This window comes from Paenibacillus kribbensis (genome assembly GCF_001705305.1).
Classification (GTDB): Bacteria; Bacillota; Bacilli; order Paenibacillales; family Paenibacillaceae; genus Paenibacillus; species Paenibacillus kribbensis_B.
The window spans coordinates 45,253-70,152 of the sequence record NZ_MCBP01000017.1 but is presented as its reverse complement, the minus strand read 5'-3'; the positions used below and the strand labels follow the sequence as shown (position 1 = coordinate 70,152).

The 24,900-nt window shown below is 39.0% G+C and carries 18 protein-coding genes; 17 read left to right on the top strand and 1 reads right to left on the bottom strand.

Annotated features, from left to right (window positions below):
- Positions 1 to 4 precede the first annotated feature (4 nt).
- The 7 genes from BAZ21_RS23825 (at position 5) to BAZ21_RS23795 (ending at position 9,349) form a co-directional block, all read left to right on the top strand.
- A complete protein-coding gene (locus BAZ21_RS23825; protein ID WP_007428885.1) occupies positions 5 to 295 on the top strand; it encodes a YerC/YecD family TrpR-related protein in 291 nt (96 codons plus the stop codon).
- The gene (locus BAZ21_RS23820) at positions 295 to 1,074 is read left to right on the top strand and encodes a sirohydrochlorin chelatase (RefSeq protein WP_084011887.1); all 780 of its coding nucleotides are present in this window, start codon (positions 295 to 297) and stop codon (positions 1,072 to 1,074) included. Before BAZ21_RS23825 ends, BAZ21_RS23820 begins: the two co-directional genes overlap by 1 nt.
- Before the next feature lie 218 nt (positions 1,075 to 1,292).
- Positions 1,293 to 2,174 (top strand): diacylglycerol kinase, encoded by an 882-nt coding sequence (locus tag BAZ21_RS23815; RefSeq protein ID WP_068505388.1) that lies wholly within the window; start codon positions 1,293 to 1,295, stop codon positions 2,172 to 2,174.
- 395 nt (positions 2,175 to 2,569) lie between these two features.
- Positions 2,570 to 4,441 (top strand): 23S rRNA (uracil(1939)-C(5))-methyltransferase RlmD, encoded by a 1,872-nt coding sequence (gene rlmD, locus BAZ21_RS23810; RefSeq protein ID WP_068505387.1) that lies wholly within the window; start codon positions 2,570 to 2,572, stop codon positions 4,439 to 4,441.
- A gap of 1,257 nt (positions 4,442 to 5,698) precedes the next feature.
- A complete protein-coding gene (locus tag BAZ21_RS23805) occupies positions 5,699 to 7,003 on the top strand; it encodes an SIR2 family NAD-dependent protein deacylase (RefSeq protein ID WP_068505386.1) in 1,305 nt (434 codons plus the stop codon).
- Positions 6,981 to 7,451: an ABC-three component system middle component 4 gene (locus tag BAZ21_RS23800; RefSeq protein WP_068505385.1), complete on the top strand. Its 471-nt coding sequence runs from the start codon at positions 6,981 to 6,983 to the stop codon at positions 7,449 to 7,451. Before BAZ21_RS23805 ends, BAZ21_RS23800 begins: the two co-directional genes overlap by 23 nt.
- Positions 7,448 to 9,349 carry an AAA family ATPase gene (locus BAZ21_RS23795; RefSeq protein ID WP_068505384.1) on the top strand — a complete coding sequence of 634 codons (1,902 nt, stop codon included), beginning with the start codon at positions 7,448 to 7,450 and terminating at the stop codon, positions 9,347 to 9,349. The genes BAZ21_RS23800 and BAZ21_RS23795 overlap by 4 nt, the downstream gene beginning before the upstream one ends.
- Positions 9,350 to 9,418: 69 nt before the next feature.
- Here the strand turns inward: BAZ21_RS23795 and BAZ21_RS29975 are convergent, their stop codons facing one another.
- A complete protein-coding gene (locus BAZ21_RS29975; RefSeq protein ID WP_068505383.1) occupies positions 9,419 to 10,771 on the bottom strand; it encodes an ATP-binding protein in 1,353 nt (450 codons plus the stop codon).
- Positions 10,772 to 11,480: 709 nt separating this feature from the next.
- Here BAZ21_RS29975 and BAZ21_RS23785 point away from each other — a divergent pair.
- The 10 genes from BAZ21_RS23785 (at position 11,481) to terL (ending at position 24,794) form a co-directional block, all read left to right on the top strand.
- On the top strand, positions 11,481 to 14,879 hold the full coding sequence (locus BAZ21_RS23785) for an RNA dependent RNA polymerase (protein WP_068505382.1): 3,399 nt from the start codon (positions 11,481 to 11,483) through the stop codon (positions 14,877 to 14,879).
- A gap of 102 nt (positions 14,880 to 14,981) precedes the next feature.
- Positions 14,982 to 16,124, top strand: coding sequence for a ParB/RepB/Spo0J family partition protein (locus BAZ21_RS23780; RefSeq protein WP_068505381.1), 1,143 nt, complete (start codon positions 14,982 to 14,984; stop codon positions 16,122 to 16,124).
- Positions 16,125 to 16,220: 96 nt separating this feature from the next.
- The gene (locus tag BAZ21_RS29180; RefSeq protein ID WP_176718207.1) at positions 16,221 to 16,391 is read left to right on the top strand and encodes a hypothetical protein; all 171 of its coding nucleotides are present in this window, start codon (positions 16,221 to 16,223) and stop codon (positions 16,389 to 16,391) included.
- Positions 16,392 to 16,405: 14 nt separating this feature from the next.
- Positions 16,406 to 18,418: a hypothetical protein gene (locus tag BAZ21_RS23775; protein ID WP_068505380.1), complete on the top strand. Its 2,013-nt coding sequence runs from the start codon at positions 16,406 to 16,408 to the stop codon at positions 18,416 to 18,418.
- 801 nt (positions 18,419 to 19,219) lie between these two features.
- A complete protein-coding gene (locus BAZ21_RS23770; RefSeq protein WP_068505379.1) occupies positions 19,220 to 20,479 on the top strand; it encodes a DNA modification methylase in 1,260 nt (419 codons plus the stop codon).
- 98 nt (positions 20,480 to 20,577) lie between these two features.
- A complete protein-coding gene (locus tag BAZ21_RS23765) occupies positions 20,578 to 20,832 on the top strand; it encodes a YciI family protein (protein WP_068505378.1) in 255 nt (84 codons plus the stop codon).
- A gap of 259 nt (positions 20,833 to 21,091) precedes the next feature.
- Positions 21,092 to 21,253 carry a hypothetical protein gene (locus tag BAZ21_RS29175; protein WP_176718206.1) on the top strand — a complete coding sequence of 54 codons (162 nt, stop codon included), beginning with the start codon at positions 21,092 to 21,094 and terminating at the stop codon, positions 21,251 to 21,253.
- 65 nt (positions 21,254 to 21,318) lie between these two features.
- Complete coding sequence (locus BAZ21_RS23760; protein ID WP_068505377.1) at positions 21,319 to 22,062, top strand: transposase; 744 nt, start codon at positions 21,319 to 21,321, stop codon at positions 22,060 to 22,062.
- Positions 22,063 to 22,222: 160 nt separating this feature from the next.
- Complete coding sequence (locus BAZ21_RS23755; protein WP_068505376.1) at positions 22,223 to 23,068, top strand: tyrosine-type recombinase/integrase; 846 nt, start codon at positions 22,223 to 22,225, stop codon at positions 23,066 to 23,068.
- A gap of 202 nt (positions 23,069 to 23,270) precedes the next feature.
- Positions 23,271 to 24,794, top strand: a complete 1,524-nt coding sequence (gene terL, locus BAZ21_RS23750; protein ID WP_256022426.1) for a phage terminase large subunit — start codon at positions 23,271 to 23,273, stop codon at positions 24,792 to 24,794.
- Positions 24,795 to 24,900 lie beyond the last annotated feature (106 nt).

Below are 24,900 nucleotides of genomic sequence, written 5' to 3'. Positions count from 1 at the left end.
ATCCATGCAGCTCAAAAAGCTTAATGATAAAAGTATTGATCAATTGTTTGAGGCGATCTTAACTCTTAAAAATTTGGAAGAATGCTACGTATTTTTCGATGATCTTTGCACGATAAATGAAATTCAATCCCTCTCCCAACGTCTGGAGGTTGCCCGTATGCTGGGCAAAGGCAGCACGTATAACCAGATTGAAGCGGAGACCGGTGCGAGTACAGCCACGATTTCACGTGTTAAACGGTGTCTGAACTATGGTAATGACGGGTACAAAATGACGCTGGAACGTCTGGGACGCTAATGCGGAGCCCTGGGATACTGGTAATCAGCCATGGCTCCAAGGAGCCGTATTGGGTGGAACAGGTGGATCAGGCAGTTGCAAAGCTTCATATACCGAAGGATATACCGGTAGAGGTTTCATTTTTGGAAACGGTTAAAGGAAGATTGATTCAGGATGGTATTGACCATCTGGAAGCCTTGGATGTAACGGATTTACTGGTGATCCCTTTGTTTATGTCATCAGGCAGTACACATGTAGATGAGATTAGCTATGCGCTGGGAGTCAAGGATGCGCCGGACAAAGAAACGGATTTGAAGCCTTTTCGGAGGAAGGCGCGAGTGCATTTCGGCAGCCCGTTGGATGACGGAGAAGATGTTGCACACATGGTATGGGACAAGGTTCGCCCATTGTCTGTAGATCCTGCAAAAGAGGTCATTTTACTCGTTGGACACGGTAGTGTACATAACGGCTTTCTTCAGCGCTGGGAGCAGGGAATTTCTTCGTTGGCCCGTACAGTGCAAATCGTGAGTGGTATACGAACAGACTATGCTTTGCTAAATCCCGAAAGTGTGCACGACAAGGTAGTGTACTGGAATCAGGAGCGGGGTCATGATGTTATGGTGGCGCCGCTTTTTTTGAGCTCCGGTTATTTTACAAGCCGCGTTATTCCCAAGCGGTTAGAGGGGCTTGAGTACCGTTATTCAGGGGCTCCCTTATTGCCGCATCCTTTACTCACCACCTGGATGGACAAGCAGATTTGCGAACTAATGCAAGACATGCGGACAAGATCAAGCCATTGATAGTTTGGCTCAGGTAGTTGAGTTTAGGTAGTTTGGTTCAGGGAGATGGGTCCAGCTACAGCGTTGCTTCGTCCTTTTATTTCCATAATTAGGTTATAGATGGCTTCTTTTATTGTAAAAGAGGTCTTTTTCCAGTATGATGATATTTTGTATAGACTGAATGTGATGAACGGGTATGTGAATATAAATATCATTAAATATACGGGTGGCGTAACGGAATGAAAAGAGCTAGATTAATTTATAATCCGACTTCTGGGCGTGAGGAAATGAAACGTCGTCTTGCGGATGTTTTGCAGCGCTTGGATGAAGGTGGTATAGAAGCCTCTTGCCATGCAACTACGGGTGAAGGGGACGCGACTCGTGCTACAACAGAGGCCATTGAGCGTGGGTATGATATGATTATCGCCGCAGGTGGCGATGGCACCTTGTATGAGGTCATTAACGGGATGGCTGAAAGGGAAAACCGCCCGCCCCTGGGTGTGTTCCCTCTAGGGACGACAAATGATTTTGCCAGAGCTCTGGGCATCCCCAGGCAATGGGAAGATTATTGTGACCTGGTTATTCGCCAAAATTCGAAGCCGCTGGATATTGGAAAAGCCAATGACCGCTACTTTATCAACATTGCGGGTGGAGGGACTTTAACCGAGCTTACGTATGAAGTTCCCAGCAAGCTAAAAACGATGATTGGCCAGTTGGCCTACTATTTTAAAGGCATGGAGAAAATGGTCAGCCTGGCTCCGCAAGAGCTGATTATTAAAGCATCGGGTCAGGAAGTGATACACGACGAGTTCATGCTCTTCCTGATTGCAAATACGAATTCAGTGGGCGGGTTTGAAAAGCTTGCTCCCGGGGCGACAATAGATGATGGGCTGCTCGACGTCATCGCTGTCCGTAAATGTAATCTTGCGGAAATGATCCGGTTGGTGACACTTGCGCTGCGTGGTGAACATTTGCAGGACAAGAAGATCATTCATTTTAAAACGGATTACATGGAAGTAACCTCGCCCGGCTATGTCCAGCTTAATCTGGATGGCGAACTGGGGGGGACTTTGCCCGCAACTTTCCGAAATTTGCCGCATCATTTGAATGTATTTCGGTAAGGATTTTGCAAAATCCTGTGATAGGAATCAGCGATAGATAGAACGAAATGATTTTATTCGTCTATATATTGTACCTTGGCGCGGCTGGGATCGAATTTTGCGAAATCCTGCATTAAGGAATGATGTGGAAATTTTTTTATTTCCAAATGAGGATGTTTCCGGTGAAGCAATATTTTTTTAGAAAAGATTGACGTTTCCAATGATAGCGAGACAAGCATACACTGCAGAGGTTGTTATGTTGTTTCGACCTATTGGTTATGGGTTCTTGCCGTTCTCCGTGGGGAGTAACGGCATTTTAGGGTTGACGTTTATATTGCTTGTAGGCTGTTTGCATTGTATGTTTTAAAGGAAAATATAGGTATAAAAAAGATGATCAGAAAGAAGTGATATGAATCATGACGAGTAACCGCAGCGGACGTGGAAAAAGCCGCCGGAATGCAGCAGTGGCTGCTGTTCAAGGAAAGCCGCAGAAAAAGACTGTGCAGCCGAAAAGGGAGAGAGAGCAAGGACAGTCTCGAGGTGGAGCTGGAAAGGGACAGCTTCGAATTGGAATCGGAAATGGAAATGAAAATGGAAATGGAAATTTTGATGGAAATATAAAGGATGCGGATCGGAATAGGATAGAAAAAGAACGAGGGACTCGTCGTTCTTCCGGTGATGGACAGGGGCGACACACATCCAGTCGTAACCGTTCCAGTGCAGAGCATGCTGATCTGCCTGTGCAAAAAAACGATGAGACCGTAATCGACATTATCGGCATGAATCATGATGGCGAGGGGGTAGGGCGTGTCGAGGGTTTTACGCTCTTTGTTCCAGGCGCATTGCCGGGGGAAAAGGTACGAGTCAAGGTGCTGAAAACGAAAAAGCAGTATGGCTATGCCAAGCTGCTGGAGATCGTGCAGGCCAGTCCTGACCGGATTGCAGCGCCTTGCGCCATCTACGATCAGTGTGGCGGTTGCCAGCTTCAGCATATGAGCTACGAAGCGCAGCTGGGCTGGAAGCGTCAGCATGTCGTGGACGTACTGGAGCGCATCGGCAAGCTGAGCGTGACGGATAGCGCCAGTTCAGGAACGGAGTCGGGTGCGAATGCAAACGCAACTACCGAATCCGGTAACCAGGCAGCACAGGTATTGGCTACGGGTGTAGAGGCCGATACAGCCTCAGCCTCGTCCTCGGTAATAAGTATGGACCCGAATGCCGATAGCATGTCCGTAAATTTGGCGCGTGAGCAAGGCGTAGTGGTACATCCTACGCTCGGAATGAGCGAGCCTTGGCGGTATCGTAACAAAGCCCAGGTGCCGATTGGCGTCACCGAGGGCGGGCTTGTCGGCGGCTTCTACGCACGTGGCAGCCATCGCATCGTGGATATGAACACCTGTCTCATTCAGGATGAGCGCAACGACGAGGTTGTCGCACGTGTCAAAGAGATTGGCCGAATACTGGGCATCAGTGCATATAATGAGGAAACCGGACGCGGATTGCTGCGCCATGTCGTCGTGAAGACCGCTTTTCGTACAGGTGAAATGATGCTGGTCCTCGTCACGAATGGACGAGATATCCCGCACGCCGATGCCTGGATTGGTAGTATCCGTGAGCATATCCCACACGTGGCAAGTATTTGCCAAAACGTGAATACCAAGCGAACGAACGTTATTTTTGGCGACGAAACTCGTGTGCTATGGGGCCGTGACGTGATCTACGACTATATTGGAAACGTCCAGTTTGCAATTTCCGCGAGATCCTTTTATCAGGTGAATCCCGTTCAAACGGAAGTGCTGTATAGCAAAACCGTCGAATATGCCGGACTCACGGGCAAGGAAACGGTGATTGACGCGTATTGCGGTATTGGCACGATCTCTTTGTTCCTCGCCCAGCATGCGGATCAGGTGTACGGAGTAGAGATCGTCAAAGAAGCCATCGACGATGCACGGAGTAATGCGCTGCTGAACAACATGCGTAACGTGAAATTCGAAGTCGGTGCGTCCGAGGACGTCATTCCCGCATGGAAAGAGCAAGGCATCACCGCCGACGTCATCGTCGTCGATCCACCCCGTAAGGGCTGCGATCCACGCCTGCTCGATACTATTCTGGAGATGAAGCCAGAGCGCGTGGTGTACGTATCCTGCAATCCAAGCACGCTGGCACGGGACTTAAGGATATTGGAGGATGGCGGGTATAGGACGGTGGAAGTGCAGCCCGTGGACATGTTTCCGCATACGGTGCACGTGGAGTGCGTGGTAGTAATATATCGGGATGAGAAGCATTGATGTACGAGGGTTTAAGAGCAACTTGAATATGTTCCTGCATTCAAAAAAACGCTTTAGGGTTGAGTGCGGGAACATATTTTATTTACAAAGGTATGGGGAGTGCTGTGTGTTCCTTGATTTATAAGGGGTTTGAGTAAGTAAAATTGTTGATTGGGAACGAATGGTGACGAATGATGTTGAGGGGGTTATTTTGCCATAATGGCCGACAAAATGGAGTCAAACTTGTTGGCCGCTTCGTGGTCGGCTGATCTCAATACGTGTCTATAGATATTCATGGTCGTGCCGATGTAAGCATGTCCTAGCCGTTCGGAGATAATCTTAGCATGGACTTTCCGTAAAGAGTATTTTATCTTCGGTTCTTTTATGATGGAGTCGCCATCTTTATATGCTGTAATGCTCTGCCTAATATCAATAACTCCGGTTTTTAAATCGATATTTTTCCATTATAACCTAAGTAGCTCTCCTCTACGCATCCCCGTATTTAAGGCTAAAAGTGATCATCATTCGCCAGCGCGGCTAAAGTTATTTTTAAAATCCGATACATATAAATAAACTGCCGGACGATAGTGTTGCCTGTTTTCCGTCCAAGCGACTCCTATCTTTATCAAGTGAATCTAAGTAATTCAGGATATGAATTGGCTTAACCTGATCAAGCCGATTGTGACCGAATAAAGGAAGTGTCTGTTTTTAGGTAATATTTGTATTTGTTTGAAGTAGTGGCCTTGAGTTGCTTAACTGCAGATTTATTTTCCTATTCTTTCAGAATACGGAGAACCGCATCTCCTCTGGCGCAATGTACTTGCCTGCTTCATCTTCAATCCTGAATTTCACTAATTCCTCATTCAGATGGTCATTTAAACGCTTCTTTGTTCGCAATAAAGTTTCATCTTCGATTTTTATTGTTTTAGTTTTCTAAAGGTGTTTTCCTTGAGTTGATGAGCCAATTTCAACAATAAATCGCCAAGAGTTCTTTCCGCGTTTTTCGATATCTATCGATGGTGGATTATTCCTTTCTATTATTTTCTGTAACAAGAAATCTTACGAAACTGATAAGCTTGCCAGCTTGCTCTTTGTTCAATAATTTCCCATCAATAGTTCTGAATTCACTAAAATGTGATTCAAGAGGAAAATCCGGGAGTGTTGTACTATCTCTTAATATTACTTCCAATATAATGAAGGATTCTGTGGATAGCTGTCGAATATTTATAGATAATTTGAACTATCGATATCAATAATTAGGTATTTGGGAGGGCAAGAATGACCGATCACAATATTACACATCTGAGGAACATTTATTCTCAAGGACGTTTAGTTCCTTTTATTGGTGCAGGCTTATCGATTCCTTTTAAAATTCCAAGTTGGGGGGATCTTATAAATGAACTGTCTACTAACGTCCCTGCTCAACTTTTACCTGCTATAGAATTTGAACTGAGCACAAAGAATTATTGGAACGCCGTTGATTCATTAATGAGATATGGAAGATACGATGAGAGACAAATTCAAGAGGGGATAGTACGTTTAGTTCAAGCAAAGCAAGTAAGGTGCCCAAGTGATGAAGACCATAATTATTCAGATATTGGGCGACTGAATTTTCAACGTATCTTAACTACAAACTATGATCAATGGCTTTATGATTATTTGGAAGGTGAACGGCTATTCCCACAGATACTAAGTCAATCTTCTGTAAGTTCGCACGAGTTGGTTTTGGATGAATCACCAAAACGAATATGGCATCTTCATGGGAATATTTCAGACACAGGCTCTCTTGTCCTGACAAGAAATAAATATAACCAAGTTTATTCAGAAGAAAAATATAAAAGATTATTTTCTCTTATTTCAGGGAGCTTTGTTTTACTTTTTATGGGCTTCTCTTTTGATGACGAATATATTAGGCAACTTATACAAGATTATAATGATACTTTTCAAGCTAGGCATTTCATACTTTTAGACAGACCGAGTGAAGAGATTATCACGGATTTAAAGGCAAAGTATCGACTAGAAGTGATTTCATATGATTCCACAAAATCTAGCCATGTAAAAGAAATTCGAAGAATTTTAAATGAGATAAGCTCAACAGAGCCGCCATCTTCGTTACAAACTGATGAAGATGAATTTTTTGTTGAGCCACCTGACCCAGAAATAAAGGAAGATTTAAATAAAAATTTGTTCTGTAAAAAAATAAAGCTTGAGAGAATTGATAATGAGACCTACGAACAAAGCAAAGATTTTTTCTTCTTCGCTGATAGATATATCAGAAAATTAAGAAAAAAGAGATTTGATGAAAGAGTAATAATGACAATCTTAACAGTATGCGCTATGAAATATGCGGATATTAAAAAGATTAGTTATGGTAGCCATTTTGATAGTCAATTATTTATTGATGAAATTCATGAACAATTTGGATGTCTTGAGTATGGAAGACTAACTAAGGTTATACAAGAATGTCTTCCTTTTGATTTTGAAAATAAAGGTTTAATACATGTTTTAGCTGATGATTGGGAAAAGGATATTTGGTGGGGAGATAATAGGATAAGTAGGGATGAATATTATGCAGAACAATAACTTACCAGTATCACTTAGATTACTTTTCAATAATCCATTTTTAGAAATGATGAATGTTTTATTTGTAATCAATTCCTTTAGCAAAAGATCAGGACTAAGTATTAGACATATACTTTTTTATTATAGTCTCTCGATATCAGATAGTGATCCTTTAATATTTGAAAAAAAATCTGATTTAAACACTTCTTTAGATAATGAGAATATCTATTTTGATATCCAAAGTCAGATAAAGGAAATACTATTGAATCTATACTCTCAAAGATATATCACCATCTCAAATGAAAAAAATGATGATTTTAAATGCTCACTTACAGCAGAGGGAAAAGAAGTTTTAACCCAGCTAGAGAGCTCGTATTATAAGAAACTACAAGAACGAATAAATACTATCAAAACACAAACCAAGTATTCAGTTGAGGGAGAAAAAATTATTATGGGAGTAAAAAAATGATCCAATCCATAAGAATCAAGAAGTTGATTGTTGAGGGAGACTATTATAAAAGGACGTTTCCTTTTACGTTGGGACTTAATATTATTTCTGGTGATAGTTATAGCGGTAAATCTCTTATTTTGAAATTAATCGATTACTGTCTTGGCGATAAAGAAAAGATAAATTTAAACGTTCAGAAGGAACTAGGACAATTTTGTGACCATGTGTTTTTAGAGTTAGTAATCATGGGGAATACTTACACTTTAAGAAGGGACTTAAAACAAAATACAACCAAAATTCATATATACTACACGGATTCACAGCAACTTTCTTCATTTATTCCTAAAATAGTCGACTATCAAGATTTATCGAGATTTATCCTCGACATTTTAGAAATCCCAGAGTTTAAGAGAATTAAGAACAAGGCTCATGACACAACAAAGACCACAGAATCAATCTCTTTTAGAGATATGCTTCGATTTGTATACATTAATCAGCACGAGCTAGGAACTAAGAATTTTTTGAATTCTGAAAATTCTTTTGTAAAACCTAAAAACAAACCAACATTTCAATTACTTCACAAGTTAATCAATCCTGATTTAGATGCACTTATCCAGCAAATAGTCGATAATGAAAATAAAATCAAACTTTTAGAGAGAGAAATAGAAAGCTTGAATCAATACCTTAAAGAACGAGATGCAGAAGATCAGTTGCTTTTGCTTACTGAGTTAAATAATATAAGCGATAAGATTAATGGGAAAAAGTTGGAAAAGAAAAAGCTTCTTCAGCAAATAAGCGATAAAAAAAGTGAGAATAATAAATTATATAACGAAGTTAAACTTGAAGTAATTAATCAAGCAAGAGAACTTTCAAATATGGAGGAACTTAGAAGAAGTATCCAGTTTTCATTAAGCAGTAAAAGGAATCTTTTAAATGACTATAACAAAGAATTAGAAGAAATGGTTGCTACAAAGGAAGCATTCTTTCATTATAAATATGACCATCATGAACATCATTGTCCACTATGTGATTCAATGATTAAAATGAATCTTCCTGCAGAAAGTCAAGAATCAATAAATCAAGCAATTAGTCAACTCAATAAAAAAATCTCTACTTTAGTAGCTTCAATTCAGCAAAATGAATCTGCTTTAAATGAGGCTAATTCGTATATTGAAAAAGTTAAAGGTAGAAAAGATATATATGACGTTGCTTTTAAAGAATTTTCAGAGAATATTGAAACGCCGTTTCTTGCCGAAATTGAGGTTCTTAACAGTTTTATTTCTTCTTTTCAAAATAATGAGAACCTAATTAAAGAATTTGTTCGAGTTCATAAAAAAATTGAAGAAAAAAATAATGAAATAAGTTCTGCCGAGAAAACATTAGAAAGATTAAGGGCCCAAGAACAGGGCTTGCGTGTTGAAGGGAAAGTTGAGGAAAATGTTTTGGAATTTTTAAATAAGGAGTACAGGGCATTACTCAAGAAATTCAATTTTTCAACAGATCCTTTAGTTGACTATATTAATACGGATTCGTATATGCCTTATTACCATGATGCAAGTGTGTTTGATCATGAAAGTGGCGGTTTAGTTATGTGTATTCAGATTGCATATCTTGGGGCAATACTGAAACTTAAAATTGACCAACCTGAACTAAATCATCCTGGGTTGTTAATGTTCGATACTGTGAGTAAGTACTTAGGAATTAACTCAGATGTAACTGATGATGAGAGACTTGACCCACAAAGTTATAGAGCAATATATAGCTTTCTCATTGAACTGCAAGATAATGTGCAAATAATTATTGTAGATAATACTCCACCGGAAATAGCTTCGGAATTTATTAAATACGAATTTTATAGAAATGATCTCAAGGGATTTATTAATATGGATTTAAATGAAAAAACGAAAAGTCTAGAGTAGAGAAGATAACCGCCATTTTAAAGGCGGTTATCTTCTCTTTAATCTGTGAAGTTGTACTTAAAAGATGCTCTAATTTTTCCTTCGAAGTAATATCTCCTGTTGTAGTTCTAGTGCAGAGAGCTTCTTTTTCCCACCATCGGTTTTAATATACACCTCTCCTTTGGAAGTAGAGTAAAGGTAGCTATTCTGATAGGGCTCAACAGAAATTTCAACAATGCATAAGTCAGCTATTTCATTGAGTTCTCTATCATATACTTTTTCTATATTTATTCTGTATACACTTGGGGGAAGTGATGGTTGTATTTGTCCTAATTTTTCAGAAATACGTTTTCGCAATTCATCACGTTGTTTATAGTTTAATTTTACACCTACTACTTTTCGTTCCTCGTCTGTAATACCCCAGAAAATCCGACCTCTATGATTTGAATTTTCGTTTAAATATGCGACAATGTATTGATCTACGAGGCTAAGGATTGAGTCTGTAGGATTATTGCCCTTTATTTCTTTAAACTCAACAAATCTATATTCTTCATCCTTTAGTATAGAATGACTAATATATCTAACTATTAAGGGATTATCTTTCTCGCTCTTTTTTTCAGGCTCTAAAGGAAGAAGCTTGTTTCTTGATGAATGGTAATTGTATCCTATTGGAGAACGGTTTTCTTTTCTCCAATGTAAAAGGGGAAATTCCATACAAGAAATTTGCTTTAATTTGTCTGTATATCCAAACTGACTGAATAGAATGACTTGATTTTTTTGTGAATACTTTATTAATACAAAATAGATAAAGTTGAGAAACTGATCATCAATAAAATCTAAGGCTTCATCTAAAATGAGCGGTGATGAATAATTTGATTTAGAGTGATAAGAGATCACGGCGAGTAATTTCAAGGCTTGTTCTGCACCACGGGAAGTAATTACTATTTTTTCCTTACCGATGTATTGTAATTGGGATAGATATTTTACTTTTATTAAAGACCAGCTATCTAGAAATTTAGGTTCGTTGACTAAAAGAGAAGCAATAAATGTAATATCAATTTCTTGTAAACTAATATCAAGCTCACCATGATAAAATGTAGGTCTCAAGCTAAGAAGTTGAGACGTATTTGAGGAGAGAGTTATATTTCTTGATACTGCAATGTTTTGAAAAACACAAGTGAAAACTTTTTCCTGATACATATATTCATGCTTCTGAATTACATTCTTGTGTTCAGAAATTAGCGTTAGAGAGCTAGCTTCGGTTGACTCATCATCGAAGTATAGTACTTTTCTTCCTTGAATTAGAGATAATAAAGAGCCATACATTTGAGTTTTTCCAGTAGCTGAATTTCCAACTATAATGTTAAGTCCTTTTGGTAGGAAATTAACAGAATAATCTTCTATAGGTCCAAAATTTTTAATCGTAAATGACTTGAAATGCATTATAACCTCCTAATAGTTGGACTAGAGCAGCTTCAATTTATTAGATATATTATATCAAACTATTACATAAATTAAGCTAGCGTTGGTATTTCATAAAGTACATATTTGGAAGACAGTTGGGGGCGGAATTTAACCAAAATTTGGATATCTCTGCCACGGCGAATCTAAACAGTATTTCGTGCTTTAGTATGAAGCACTTGAATGGGATATAATTTCGTATACTCTGTACGTAGAAATGTCAAACGCTCGATTTATAAGGATTTAGAATGAGTGTAGGAGGATATTGAGAACAAGAAGGAAACACATCCCTATTTTAATGCCTATTTATTCGTTGGATTAATTTCTTTTTTTATGGGAATTTATATTTTACTCACACTTTTCCAAATAGACATTTAGATTAGTCTGTTAATATATCAATTCACTATGGAAAACGTTAAAATCTTTAATGTACTATATTAAAACGGTCTGAATGTAATATTATAATATTAACTTTTTCATTTTACACTATAGGTAGCGAGGGTATGTAGCCCTCGGTTTTCTTGTTCTCCTTAAAGTCTTGTCATAATATAAACAATTCTCTGAACTTAACTCTTGCAATGCGAACGTATATTCGTTATATTATATACGAACGTTTGTTTTGTTTATGCTCAGACACAGAATGGAACGTTCACAACCATATCACTCAAACCAATAAACAGGAGGCCAAAATTTGTCCACTAATCCAACACGAAATCAATACCAAGTCAATCTGTTCCACTTTAAGGAGATCACTGATGTAGGCGATCAACTTAACGCGCCACCATCTAGCACTCGTACCATCACTGTATCGGACAGCATCTATCTCGACCAACTCAAACGAGTCGTAGCAGAACGTGATCCTTCCACCGATGTTACCGAAGTCATCTTTATGCTCAAAGCTGATCAAATCGACGAAGATGATCCATCCCAACTTGCTCTGTTTGAACGTATATTGCGAGATGGCATCTATTATAATGGAAAGAAATATGTTCGTTCGATCAAGTCACCTGCGATGGGACGTACACAGCGAACAGAATTTATCCAAGAAAAGTATGTTGCTGATTTGTATCGACACATTACACTCGGCAAAATACCACCACTCACCAATATCCACAAATGGGAAGCAGCACTTGGTGTAAGTCGTTCAGCAGCACAACAAGTCCGGTATGTCCCTCGTATTGTCGTCATACCAGATTATGAAAAAGATACGATCATCGAGGATGTATGGAAAGTGGAAAAGTGTGCTGAAAATTTGGAGCAGCAGAAGTTGATATTCGATGAAAAGACGAAGCAACGTGAATATTTCAAAGCGAAGAAAGAATTGAAGCCAACCAAGGAACAATTACATAAGTTAGATCGTATACCCAATAAAACCATCCCGTGGAATGGTCGCACGAAATCTGTTCCTGATCAATCAGAGTTCAAAACTTTCAACGGATGGAATAAACAGAATCGTCGTGTGAAGCTAGAAGCAATTTCTTTCCCTGCTCGTTCAGTTATGTATAATGACAAACTATATCCTTGCTATTCCATCGAGCAAACGGAAGAAATCCCAATCATAGCAATCAATGAAGAGTCCATCGGATTTAAGCGAGTGGAGTACCCGAAGTATGAAAATAAGAATGTCCAGTTTTTTGATGGTCAAGGTCTAATGAGCTTCCAGTTTGCAGAGCGTATCGGACAGCATTTGAACCTATCCTATTCACCTAATGCAGTTCAGGGAAGACTTCCATATATTAAAGGTAACTTTATCCGGTTCGATCTGATGAAATGGTTCAAGGAAAACAACGTGACAGAAATAAAAGATGTTTTCGATGAATCACAGCCGATTATCGATAAACAGGGTCGTCCTATTGATCTCATCCTCACTAAATCCTGCTTCAAAGCATGGCATCAATACAGTGAGGGAGAAGCAAAGCCTAAGTGTTTGTTTGAAAATATAGCGGAATACGAAGAATTACTGAAAGTACATAACCATAACCATTTTTGGGTCGCAAATTATGCGAAGCCAGCATACCAGATGAAAGCCTATACACCACTGACCTACCAATATATTCATGCGCTGAATCTTACACTGAACGATTTATTTCAATTAGCTACGCCTTTAATGGATGTCATCAAACGTGTACTACATGGACAAAAGGATGACACCCATGGAAAGTGGCTTCGAGATATTGCTTACACGAAAGCATTCTTACATATGTTAGTCCAAGAAGACGATGAACCCAAAGATGTAGATGAAGAACCCGACGAACAGGAAGATGAAATAGAACGAGGTCAGAAGAAACAATTTATAAATGAAATCATCCAAGCTATCGATTTGAATGAATTGATGCTGTATGACGGTAATGTCCGTAAATTCATCGTGAAGCAAGCGATGCAGAAAGTTCAGGATATGTTAAAAGGTCGTATCCCGATTCGTGGCAGTTACTTTTATCTAACCAATGATCCAATTGCGTTTATGGAGCATGCCAGTGGAAAACCAGTAACAGGTGTGTTGAAGAAGAACGAGGCTTTTATGAATCGGAAACGTGGAATGCATACGCTATTCCGTTCACCGTTAACTATATTTAATGAAGTCGGTAAGCTAGATTTTGTACAAGTACATAACCGATATATACGTCATTTAGATAATGTGATTGTGCTTAACTGTCATGATCTGAGCCTGATGAGACTTGGAGGAGCAGATGTCGATGGGGACACGGCTCTCTGTACCAATGATCCCACCATACTCACGGCAGTGATTGATGCTCCTACAATCATCAATGAAGATGATAAAAAAGTGGCTGCACCTGTACTGAATAATATGGACAGTATCATCAAGATGGAGCTAAAAAGTCTACATAATCTAACGGGTAGATGTACGAATGTGAATACGTATTTTCAGAATCTGGCTTTGGAGGAAGAGAGCCTTCAAGGACGCGTTTTGGAAAACTCAGTTTTAAAATTTCTCCAAGGTCAAATCATTGATGCGACCAAAAATGGGCTGGAAGTAGAGATTCCATATGTGCTGGATCGTCTGGCTATCCAGATGCCATATTTCTTTCGTTTTGTTAATGGTGGCAAAGCGGATGATTATCAGTACTCGAAGAAATCGCCGTTTAATCAATTTTGTGTTGTGGCAGAAAAGTATATAGATGACACGTTTAACATGAAAGATGGCAAACTGGATCAGTCGATTTTAGGCATAGAAAGTACGAGACAACTGTTACAGGATATGAGAAAGGTTAGCCAGCCTAAGTTTCTGGACTATCTAGCTCGCATTGAGCCACTGTATACAGAATACAACGAGCAGAAAAAAACAATTGATCATCGCCAAAAGCAATTTAACGAACTGAAAAAATGGCAACGAGACAATGATACCCGGAAAACAATTAGCGCAGAATACGCCAGGTTAAGAGAGGAATACAAAACTCAGTGTGAAGAGATCTGTCCTTATTCTTCGGTACTTGCCAGTGTTGCCGTCGAGATCGCTTATCAAAACTACAGAACGTACTCCTTTGCATGGCTATTTGTAGATGGACTACTGGAAAATTTAAAGCAGCATGAAAATGTGATGAAGAGGGAAGTACGAAAGGTAAACCGGCTTACGAATCGAAATGTGGAAGGTAAGGAGCTTACCGTTCAAGCTGGCATGGCTACAATAGATGATCTGGAGTTTCCATTCCATGTGCGGGATGGTGTGTATTCATTACTTGAGATTATGGGACAATTTTTTATTAGATTCGAAGCTGAACGGGAAACCGTAGTACAAACTAGTAATACGCCTTCTCTACTGGACGAAAAAAGCACTCGACGAGTGTTGAAGAATTACTTGATCGGCTTCAGCACCTTGAAAAAGTCTCAGGAAGAATCGCAGTCGGTAGCTGACCAAGTATTGGGTAAGAAACTACAGATTCAGGTGGTCGAGCATAACTATGTTCATATTATAGATGAGTATGGAGAAAGGAAATGTATTATTCCTAGAGATCAGGTCATTCGTCGAGATGAGGGGTTATCCTTCTTTGATTTTGATACTGCAGCAATTGAATTTATCAGTATTGAAAAAGTAACGAAATCAAGCTTTAAGGCGATAGTCCATATCGAATAAATTAAATCATAGTGTGTCATGATCTGGCGCCTGTTAACACGGGCGCTTGGGTGACAGCTAGAACGTTATATACGAATCCAAACATAAGGGAGATATCATCATTTGAACATCACATTAAAATTAAGCCAGATCGTTACCAACCCGAATCAGCCACGCAAGCATTTTAACGAGGAGTCTTTGCAGGAACTGGCAGCATCCATTATAAGCGATGGATTACAGGAAGCTATATTGGTCAGACCACAGGGAAATCAATATGAAATTGTTCAAGGTGAACGCAGATATCGAGCAAGTCAAATGGCTGGACTGGATACAATTGCAGTGAAAGTAAAGGAATTAAACGATGAGGAAGCTTTTCATCTATCTGTCATTGAAAATATTCAACGGGAGCAAATGACTCCTATTGAAGAAGCTCATGCATTTTATGAGTATGTACAAAAAGGATACACGCATGATCAAATTGCCAAAAAAGTGAGCAAAAACAGAGCTTTTGTTACAAGCCGTTTGAGATTATTGAAACTATTACCTTTTATTCACGATTGGATTGCAGAGGGGTATATTTCGGACGGTCATGCCAAGCAACTACTGAAAATGGAATCGTTTTTGAACCGATTACTAAAAAACAAACCGACATCAAAATTCATTCATGAAGACGGTTCACAGAAAGAAGAAAGTCATTTTGAAAACTATCAATGGAAATTTCATAGTTCGTTTTGGGAGAAGCATGACATAAAAAAAGAAAAACTAACCGTAAACGAAGTCAAGAGATGGGTAGATGATTGGCATTACGATTTAATCATCTCACCAATTTTGAATTATAAGGGACTTGGCTCTGTGGTTGTTTCTAGAAATAGAGGATTCGCTTTAACCGCTCAAATGAATTGTATTATCAATCATCTTCATATCTCCAACATAACAGAAGAAGATATTGATTTTGCAGTTGTTTATGATTTGGAAAAAAACAAAGAACATTTTGATTCCGAATTCAGACCGTGGATGGTTGAAAAATTTTGGGATGAGATGCGAAATGAACTTTTTCACTCTGATATCAACATAGAAGAGAAATGGAATTTACATAGCTTGCATGATGAATTGAAAAAATGTAAAAAATGCGATTCTTTAGAGGACAAATCATTGGAAATGTTAACGGAAGAAATCAAATTTTATAAGCAACAATTAGATCATATTGCCAAAGAGAATCATGTTTCAATGGATGACATACTGGATGAATTGCTGGCTATGGAGTAAATGGTGTCACGTGACACATATAGCGCCTGTTAACACGGGCGCTTGGGTGACATCTAGTATATGGATGCGATCCACAAATGAGAGGAGTGAATCTGAGTGAGCTATTTTTATTGTTACGATGGTCAGATGATGAGGAAATTACAGGAGAAAAATATTCGATACATTACTCGCGCTTTGACAATTGATAAGCATCAAAAGTTTTGGCTGTATGCAATTAATGAAGAATTTCAACAGGCTTTAGAGGAAATTAAGAAACCGAAAATATAAGGAGTGAATCTAATTTGGCAGTGAATCAATGGAGCGATCTGGAAGCTTATATTTCTCGTTCGCATATGGAAAGTCTCCATGAAGAGGCATTTATGGCGACATATCATGCATTATCAAGTTTTATACATAAGGGATTTCAAATGAATATGGATGAAACTGAACGTGAAGAATCTTATTTATCATGGGTAGTCAATTCTGCTCCAGGTACAGGGAAAAGTACGGCATTAAATGTTCTATGCAAGAGCCTATTAGAGAAAAATGCTTCAAATCAACATGAAAAGTATCCGTTATTGCTTGTGTTTAATAATAACGACACGATGAAGAATAATGTATATAAGGATGTATCTGAATTTGCCAAGCAACATGAAATACCAGATGCCATTGCATATGTCAATTCTGATGAGATTCATAAAGTGATAGATACTATGAGAAAATATCAAATTTTATGTATTCCTCAGCAAAGACTTCGAGATTTGATGTTAGATGATGAGAACATGAATAATTATTTATTATATTACCCGCAGCGAGTTAAGAATAAGAAAGATAATGCTCAGCTTAAAGAAGTACATAAGTGGAAACGACTGGTGATCATAGACGAGATGCCAATTTACTACGACAGTTGTGTCTGGGATATTGGTAGTAAAGACAATTCATTTGACTGGTTTGAGCATTTGGCAGATCGTATTCATTTAAGTAATCGTGAATTTAAGGAAGCTAGAGATATCCTGAGTGAGTTGATTAACTTGGAATTAAAGGACAATGTAACTTCCCATTCAACATTACGATTGAATCGATTTATAGAGGGTTCAGAAAGAGAACGGTTCTTCAATACAATCCTGGCTAAATTGGCTGATGCTAAAGGTGAACTTGAGGATATGAGAAGATATACGTGGTTTATGAAGATGTATGCAAAGGATCATATTGGATGTATAGAACGAACGAATAAGCAAGCTATTATTTGCTCAGAGTGGCTGGACTATAGTCGGTTACATACCCATATGCTGATTTTGGACGGGACAGCACACATCAGCCAAAGTATATATGAACGTTCTGGATTTGAACTGATCCCCATGACAAATGTTCATCGATATGCTGAGCGTTTGAATATTCGATGGAAAAATATAAATACGTCCACAACATTATCTTACCGTGAACGAAAAGAAGTCAAGGAAGCGATAGCAGGAGATTTCTTGGAGATACAAAGTAAACTACAAGAAAAACGTCCAAGTTTCAAAATGATTGCATTACCTAAGCAGGATGATATCGTATTTTATCACGCTGAGGGTGTAATTACGGACGAACAGCTCAAGCAATTTTTCACAATCAAGCAGAAGTCAGATGATGATATGAGGAAACATCTTTTCAATGTGGTAGGTAATAATGATTTTTCTAGCTTTAATGCGATGGCCTTATTTGGTATTCCCATTCGCCCTCCTAGGCATTATCGGGAAATTGCCGTAGCCATGTATGATGTAGATATTGATATATCCTTAAATGAGAATCGAAATAAAGGGAACTGGTTTACAGATGAGAGAATACAAAAACTATATATAGAAGATGTGCTGGCTAATCTCTCGCAAATTATTCATAGAACATCCCTACGCAATGTAAATTTAACCGAAGAAGTGGATATTGTGATGTACTCGAAACGGACAGAATGGTTAACACTGATGCAACAGGAATTTAGATTACCGGATGAACGAGTCCATATGCATCAACTACATAATGAACTTCGATTTAAGAAAGCTTGTTCTAAGAAAATGATCGAAATGGTTAAGCTCATGGTGGGCAAAAAGAATATCAAGCTTACCGCTAAGGCTATAGGTGGAAAAGCACTATATCAGTGGTTTAGAGATAATTGGAAGGGAAATAGAAAGCAATTCATTTTGAGTGAGTTAAAGAATCATAATATATTGCTATTTGAAAAAACCTCAAAAGTTGGACGACAATATTGGTTGTTTATGCTGGTGGATCAAGATGCATTCACCGATCACGTAGTTAGCGAGCATTATCGTAAACTATCATAGAGTGGAAAGGAAGATTTTCTCCCTAATATTAAGGGAAGATTTCTTCCTCTTATGATAAATTTGCAAATAAAGTGTCCAAAATGAGCCGCAAAAGGGTGAATTGCCGAAGGCAAGAGGGGAAACGGCGGCAGGTCGATGAATACCGTTTACGAAGCGGAGCGAAGTGGTTTTTATCGAGATGGTGAGAGAGTTTCCCTTTATGTGGGTACAAACGTTAAGATCAAAAGAAACCGTCAACAAAAATTTGTAAACAAATTATTTCTTTCCGTAGCCATCCAACAATAGTTGGCTGTCTTCATTTTATTTTTTGAACATGATAGTTGACGTGACCCTACTTTTCTATATATAGGGGAAACTGGGGTCAGTCCATTGATATAGCCTAAACCTAGAAAGAATGAACTGGAGAAATGACGTTTACCTCATACCTAAGACACTTATTCATTTGTAGTCAGGCTGTTTATTATAAAATTTGCATGTTTTATATTCAAATTAATCTTGTTGAATACCGGCTGCTATTTGCAAAATTTAAAACCACACGAATTGAGGACTTGAATCTACACAGAGTAAAAGGTGTCACGTGACACAATGAGCAGATTTACAATTATAAATTAGATTACACGGGAATTCTGGCTATGAGCTAGGGTTCCTTTTTTATTCAGAGAGGAGAAATATGAATGCTATTAATGTTACAAGCAATAAGTGTAGAAATATCACGAGTTGTCACAGCAGTTGTTGTGTTTTGCATCTGGATTTGGATTGCAGTCTTTTTAAAAATGAAGATAGAAAGGGGGATCAAGTGGATTGGAAATCAAATTCGTAAACGTAGAAATTCTGATACCATACATAAAAAACGCCAGAAATAATGAGAAAGCTGTAGATTATGTAGCAACAAGTATTCAAAGTTATGGATTTAAAAATCCAATTTTAATCGATAGTAACAATGAAATCATAGCAGGTCATACTCGTCTGTTAGCAGCTAAGAAGCTTGGATTAAAGCAAGTTCCAACGATACTGGTGGATGATTTAACGCCTGAACAGGTCAAAGCCTTCAGAATAGCGGATAACAAAACGGCTGAGTACGCAGATTGGAATTTTGAATTGCTGGCTCAGGAACTGGAAGAATTAAAACTAGCTGATTATGATCTTTCTCTAACTGGATTTGATATGAGCGAGTGTGAGAAGTTGCTGGATATATTACATGAAGAAAATGTGGATGATGAAGATAATTTCGATTTAGAAGAAGCATTGCCTGAACATCCGATCACTCGTAAAGGTGACATTTGGCTACTTGGTAAGCATAGGCTCATCTGTGGAGACTCGACTAATCCGCAGGATATTGCAACGTTGATGGATGGCAAGAAGGCACAACTCATTGTGACTGATCCACCTTATAATGTCGACTACACAGGTAAAACGAAGGATGCTTTGAAAATTGAAAACGATAAGATGGATAACGACCAGTTTTATGATTTCCTATTGGCTGCTTATACTCAAATGTTTGAAGTAGCAGATGACGGAGCTAGTATCTATGTGTTCCATGCAGATAGTGAAGGTTTGAATTTTAGAAAGGCATTTATTGAAGCTGGGTTCAAACTAGCACAGTGTTGTATATGGGCAAAGCAAGCGATGGTAATGGGTAGACAAGATTATCATTGGATGCATGAACCCGTATTGTACGGTTGGAAGCCAACTAGTGGACACTACTGGAACAGTGATCGAAAGCAAACGACATTATGGCAATTTGATCGTCCCTTCCGGAATGAATATCATCCCACGATGAAGCCGATTCCCTTAATTAGTTACCCAATTAAAAATTCCAGTAAGCTTGGTGATATCGTATTTGATCCATTTGGTGGCTCAGGCTCAACGTTGATTGCTTGCGAGGAAACGGATCGGATTTGCTATACGAGTGAGCTTGATCCCAAATATGTAGATGTGATTGTAAAGCGGTATATTGCCCACGTTGGCAGCGGTAGTGATGTATATTTGATTCGGGATGGAGTGAAGATGGGCTATTCAGAAGTTGTTGCTGAATCGGCAAGGTCAGAGATATTGAGATAGATGTTATATATATATTGGTTTGATAAATTAATTAATATTCATTTTATGGATCAGTAATGCTAGACTTGTATTACAAGAAAAATACGGAGGGGAAACCAGTGAGCTATTTTTTATTAATGACTACCCGAACAAACAAGTTCGATTCTAATGATATCCAAGGACACTATGACCATCTGGAAAAGTTAAAAAAAGAGGAGCTTCTCGAAATGTATGGCCCATTTAGCGATGCAACGGGAGGAGCCTATTTAATAAAGGCAGCATCACTTGATGAGGCGATAAAGATTGGAAATTCAGATCCGCTCATTCAAAATGGATCTTCCACATTGACGATAAAGGAATGGCTGTTGCGTTAAATGCTCATCAGTGAAGAGTGATCATGAGTGGTCGGATATTAAAATATACAGACGTCTATGCATATCCTCTTGCATAGGCTTTTTGTATTGGAGATAAGGTTTTATTAAGGCAGAGGGAAAGCTAAGCATTGCCAACGTTGGCGATAATAGCGGCGTATATTTGATTCGGGATAGTAAGCAGTATAGCTACCAAGAAGTTGTTGCTGAGTCGGCAAGGTCAGAGGTATCATGTGCTAACTAAACCGAAAGGATGATGGAATTGGGTAAGGCAAAAGTGAATATGGTGATTCGATTCCTGAAGGGCATGCAAGCCGAAAAGGTAAATGTGCTAGGGGCTGAGGAGGCTCAAGAGGATAACGAGTTGATTCAGCAGGTGATTAAGGATATCGAGTTGTTTTACGAGGCTGAGTTAGAAGGATAAGCTAGAATACATATGGGGAATGGCTGATCGTTGGCTGTTCCTTTTTTCGTGATGGAGTTGAGTTAATGAGCAAGAACAATAACAATCCCAAAAGAAACAAGCCTAAGATACTGACCAAGTACGATCAATTTGTTGTGCCAAGGCTTAGGGATATCCCCGTTTGGGTACGTGAAGGAGCCACAGATGAAGAGATTGCGAAGCGATTAAATATTCATATTTGGACATTAGGTGACTATCGTAGAAAACATCCCAAATTTGCTGAAGCATTGGAACGTCCAACCAAGTGGGAAACACATGTATATCCTCGGTTAGCGGAGATTCAACAGTGGTTTGAAGAAGGCGTGATTGCGGAGGACATTATCAGGAAACTCGATATAGGTAAAACCACTTGGTATGAGTATATAGATAAACATCCGATGCTGGCTGAACTAGTCAAATGGAGTAGATCTGTCCCTATCTCACACGTAGAAAATTCACTTTTGAAAGCTGCTACAGGGTATGAATATGAAGAAATAAAAACGATTATTGAAGAGGACAAAAATGGAAAAAAGAAGACGCGCATTGAGAAAGTGAAACGATACCAGCCTCCCAATCCGACAGCGATGATCTTCTACTTAAAGAACCGCGCACCCAACGAGTGGAATGATCGGCGTGAGCTGGTGGTGAATACGAAGGCACTGGAACAGGAACGGAAGCAGCTATTTTTGGATATGATCGAAGCCGATGTAGTGGATGCTGATTATGAAGCTATCGAGGAATCGGTCGAGATGGAGAAAGGATACGTAGAGTCGGATGATTCACAGCTATAACGTTATGCCGTCAGTATTTGTATAGATAAATGCCAGTTTCAGCCCTGAATTAGCCTGTAAATTGCCCAAACTAAGTGCATAAGATAAGTTATGTAATCAGTGGACTTTCCCTCGCATCAACGCTATGATGTGACACACGAGCGAAAAGGTGGGGGAGAAAATGAAGTATATTCAAGGGTTTGAAGCGCATTTACGGAGCAAGGATCGGAGTGAAAATACGGTTTCCTGCTATATTCGGGACGTATTACAGTTCATAGCTTGGTATCGGGGCAAGACGGAATATGGACTGGACAAGTGGATTGAACTGGATGGCGTAGAATACAAGAAATATCTGCAAAGCACTAACCAAGCGATACTGACCATTAATCGTAAGATTGCCAGTATCAACGTGTTTGCAAAGTGGATGCATCAACAAGGCTATATAAAGGAAGAAATACATATCGAAGCAGTCAGGAACAAGGTGGTTCGGCAATACAAAGGGTTAGAGGAAAAGGATTTGTGGAAGCTGAGAAATGAAATTCACCGTATGGGTAATCGCATGCACGTTTGTATGATCGAAATACTGATAGGAACAGGAATTAGGGTAAGTGAATTGGTTGGCATCAAGCTGAAGGATATTGAAATAAGCGAACGCAAAGGATTATTGAAGGTATTCGGCAAAGGAAACTCCTTCCGCACCATTCCATTAAATAAGGATGTGCGAAAAGCCATTACCCGATATCTTGAAGCCAGACCACAAGTTGAATCAGAATATCTATTTATTGGGCAGCGTGGAGCATTGGAACGAAATGCGATCAACCTGATCCTGAACAAATATGGAGATCGGATCAACGTAAAAGTCACACCCCATATGCTCAGACATACACTTGGCTATAAGTTGGTAAAAACGACTCCATTGACGACCATCCAGCAAATCCTTGGGCATGATCACGTAGCGACCACCAATATCTATACCTTAACAACACAGCAGGATATGGCTGAAGCTTTGGCAAATATCGAGTGGTGAGAAGCCACTCTTTTTGTTGTGGATGGAGGGGGGCTTCTATGTAGATAAACGGAGCCGCCAGCAAAGGGCGTAGAAATTTTTGTGATGATTTTATAGTGAATTTGAGAAAGGAGCCAGAACAATTGAAACGATAAAGCAAGAAGATGAGCGCCAAGCTGAGCTGCTTAAGCAGTATATGGAGAAGCATTTCAAGCCGCCCAAAATGAAACAACTGGTCGAGACATTCAGCTTCTCCGAACTAAGAAAGCTTATCGGTGAGATGGACATTGAATTTTTCGCCTTGGCCTATTTCCCTAAATATTTTGATCGAGCATTCGGCAAGTTTCACAAAGAGCTATTCACGGAATTAAGACATATGCTTGCAAATACAGGACTGATTACGGCTTTCGGCCTCCCAAGGGAGCATGGAAAGTCGACGATCAGTTCTTTTTTATTTCCGCTGTATGCGACTTTATATGATAAATCACAGTTTACATTGATTATATCTGCCACAGAACAGATTGCATTGCCGTTCCTTGATATGATCAAAGATGAGCTAGAAACAAATCAGATGCTGATTGAGGATTTCGGGATTCGAAAAGGGAGCCGCTGGAACAATAATGAGATCTGGCTCAAGAGTAAAGGTGGACTGGACTCATGTATTATGATTCGTGGGATTGACGGTAGCTTGAGAGGTATTCACTATAAGCATCATCGTCCTACGCTGGTATTGATGGATGATTTGCTCAAGGAAGATACAGCACGATCCGAAGCTAAACGAGAACAAATTAAAAATACGTTTACAGATGTCATTCTGCCTATTGGAACAAGGGATACGAATATTCTGATCTGTGGAACGATTTTGAATGAAGAAGATATTATGGCCGATCTGCTCAAAGGTAAAATCCCAGGTGTGCGAAGTGTTCGTAAAGCAGCCGTGCTTCAGTTTTCGGAGCGAGACGATTTATGGTCAGAGTGGGAGCGACAATATAATAATCTACAAGACGAAGATAGGATCAATACTGCCTTGTCTTTTTTTATGGCTCATGAGGAGGAAATGCTAAAGGGAACGGAAATCCTGTGGAGCGAGTATTTGGACTATTATTATTTGATGTGCAAGAAGCAAGCGATGGGTGAAAAGAGTTTCTATAAAGAGTTACAAAACGATCCACGTTCAACAGACGAATACATATTTCAGAATCTCATGTATTGGGACAGGTTGCCTGAATTTGAGGATATGGAAATGGCTATGTACATTGATCCAGCGATTAAAGCAGGGAAGAAAAATGACTATTCGGCTATTTCAATTATTGGTCAGCATCGGAAGACGAAGCAGATGTACGTGATCGACGGTAATATTTATAAACTGTTGCCGGACGATTTATTTCAAGTGGCTATTGAAAAATTGAAGCTTTATTCTGTAGATAAGCTAGGCTTTGAGGTGAATCAGGCACAAAGCTATATGAAGCAAAAGTTTGAAGAAGAGCTATGGAAGGCGAATATACATAAACTCGTAGAAAGTGTTCATTCCAAGGGTCAAAAGCATGAACGCATTATGAGCTTGGAACCGGAAGTGAAGAAGGGTCATATTCTGTTCAATGCAGATAACCTCAGATACAATCATCAGGTGAAGGACTACAATCGAAATTGTACATACGACGATGCGCCAGATAGTTTATATGGAGCTGTTCAGTTAATTCAGTCTGTGAAAAGTCTGAAATTTTATGATCGCAGTTTGTTGTTTTGAGGGTTCTGCTAGATACTCATTCTTTATTTTGATCCAATCTCGTTAAGCTAACGGCAGTTTAGCGGGTAACTATAATGTTAATTGATTATTGTGTCGTGGAGCGTTT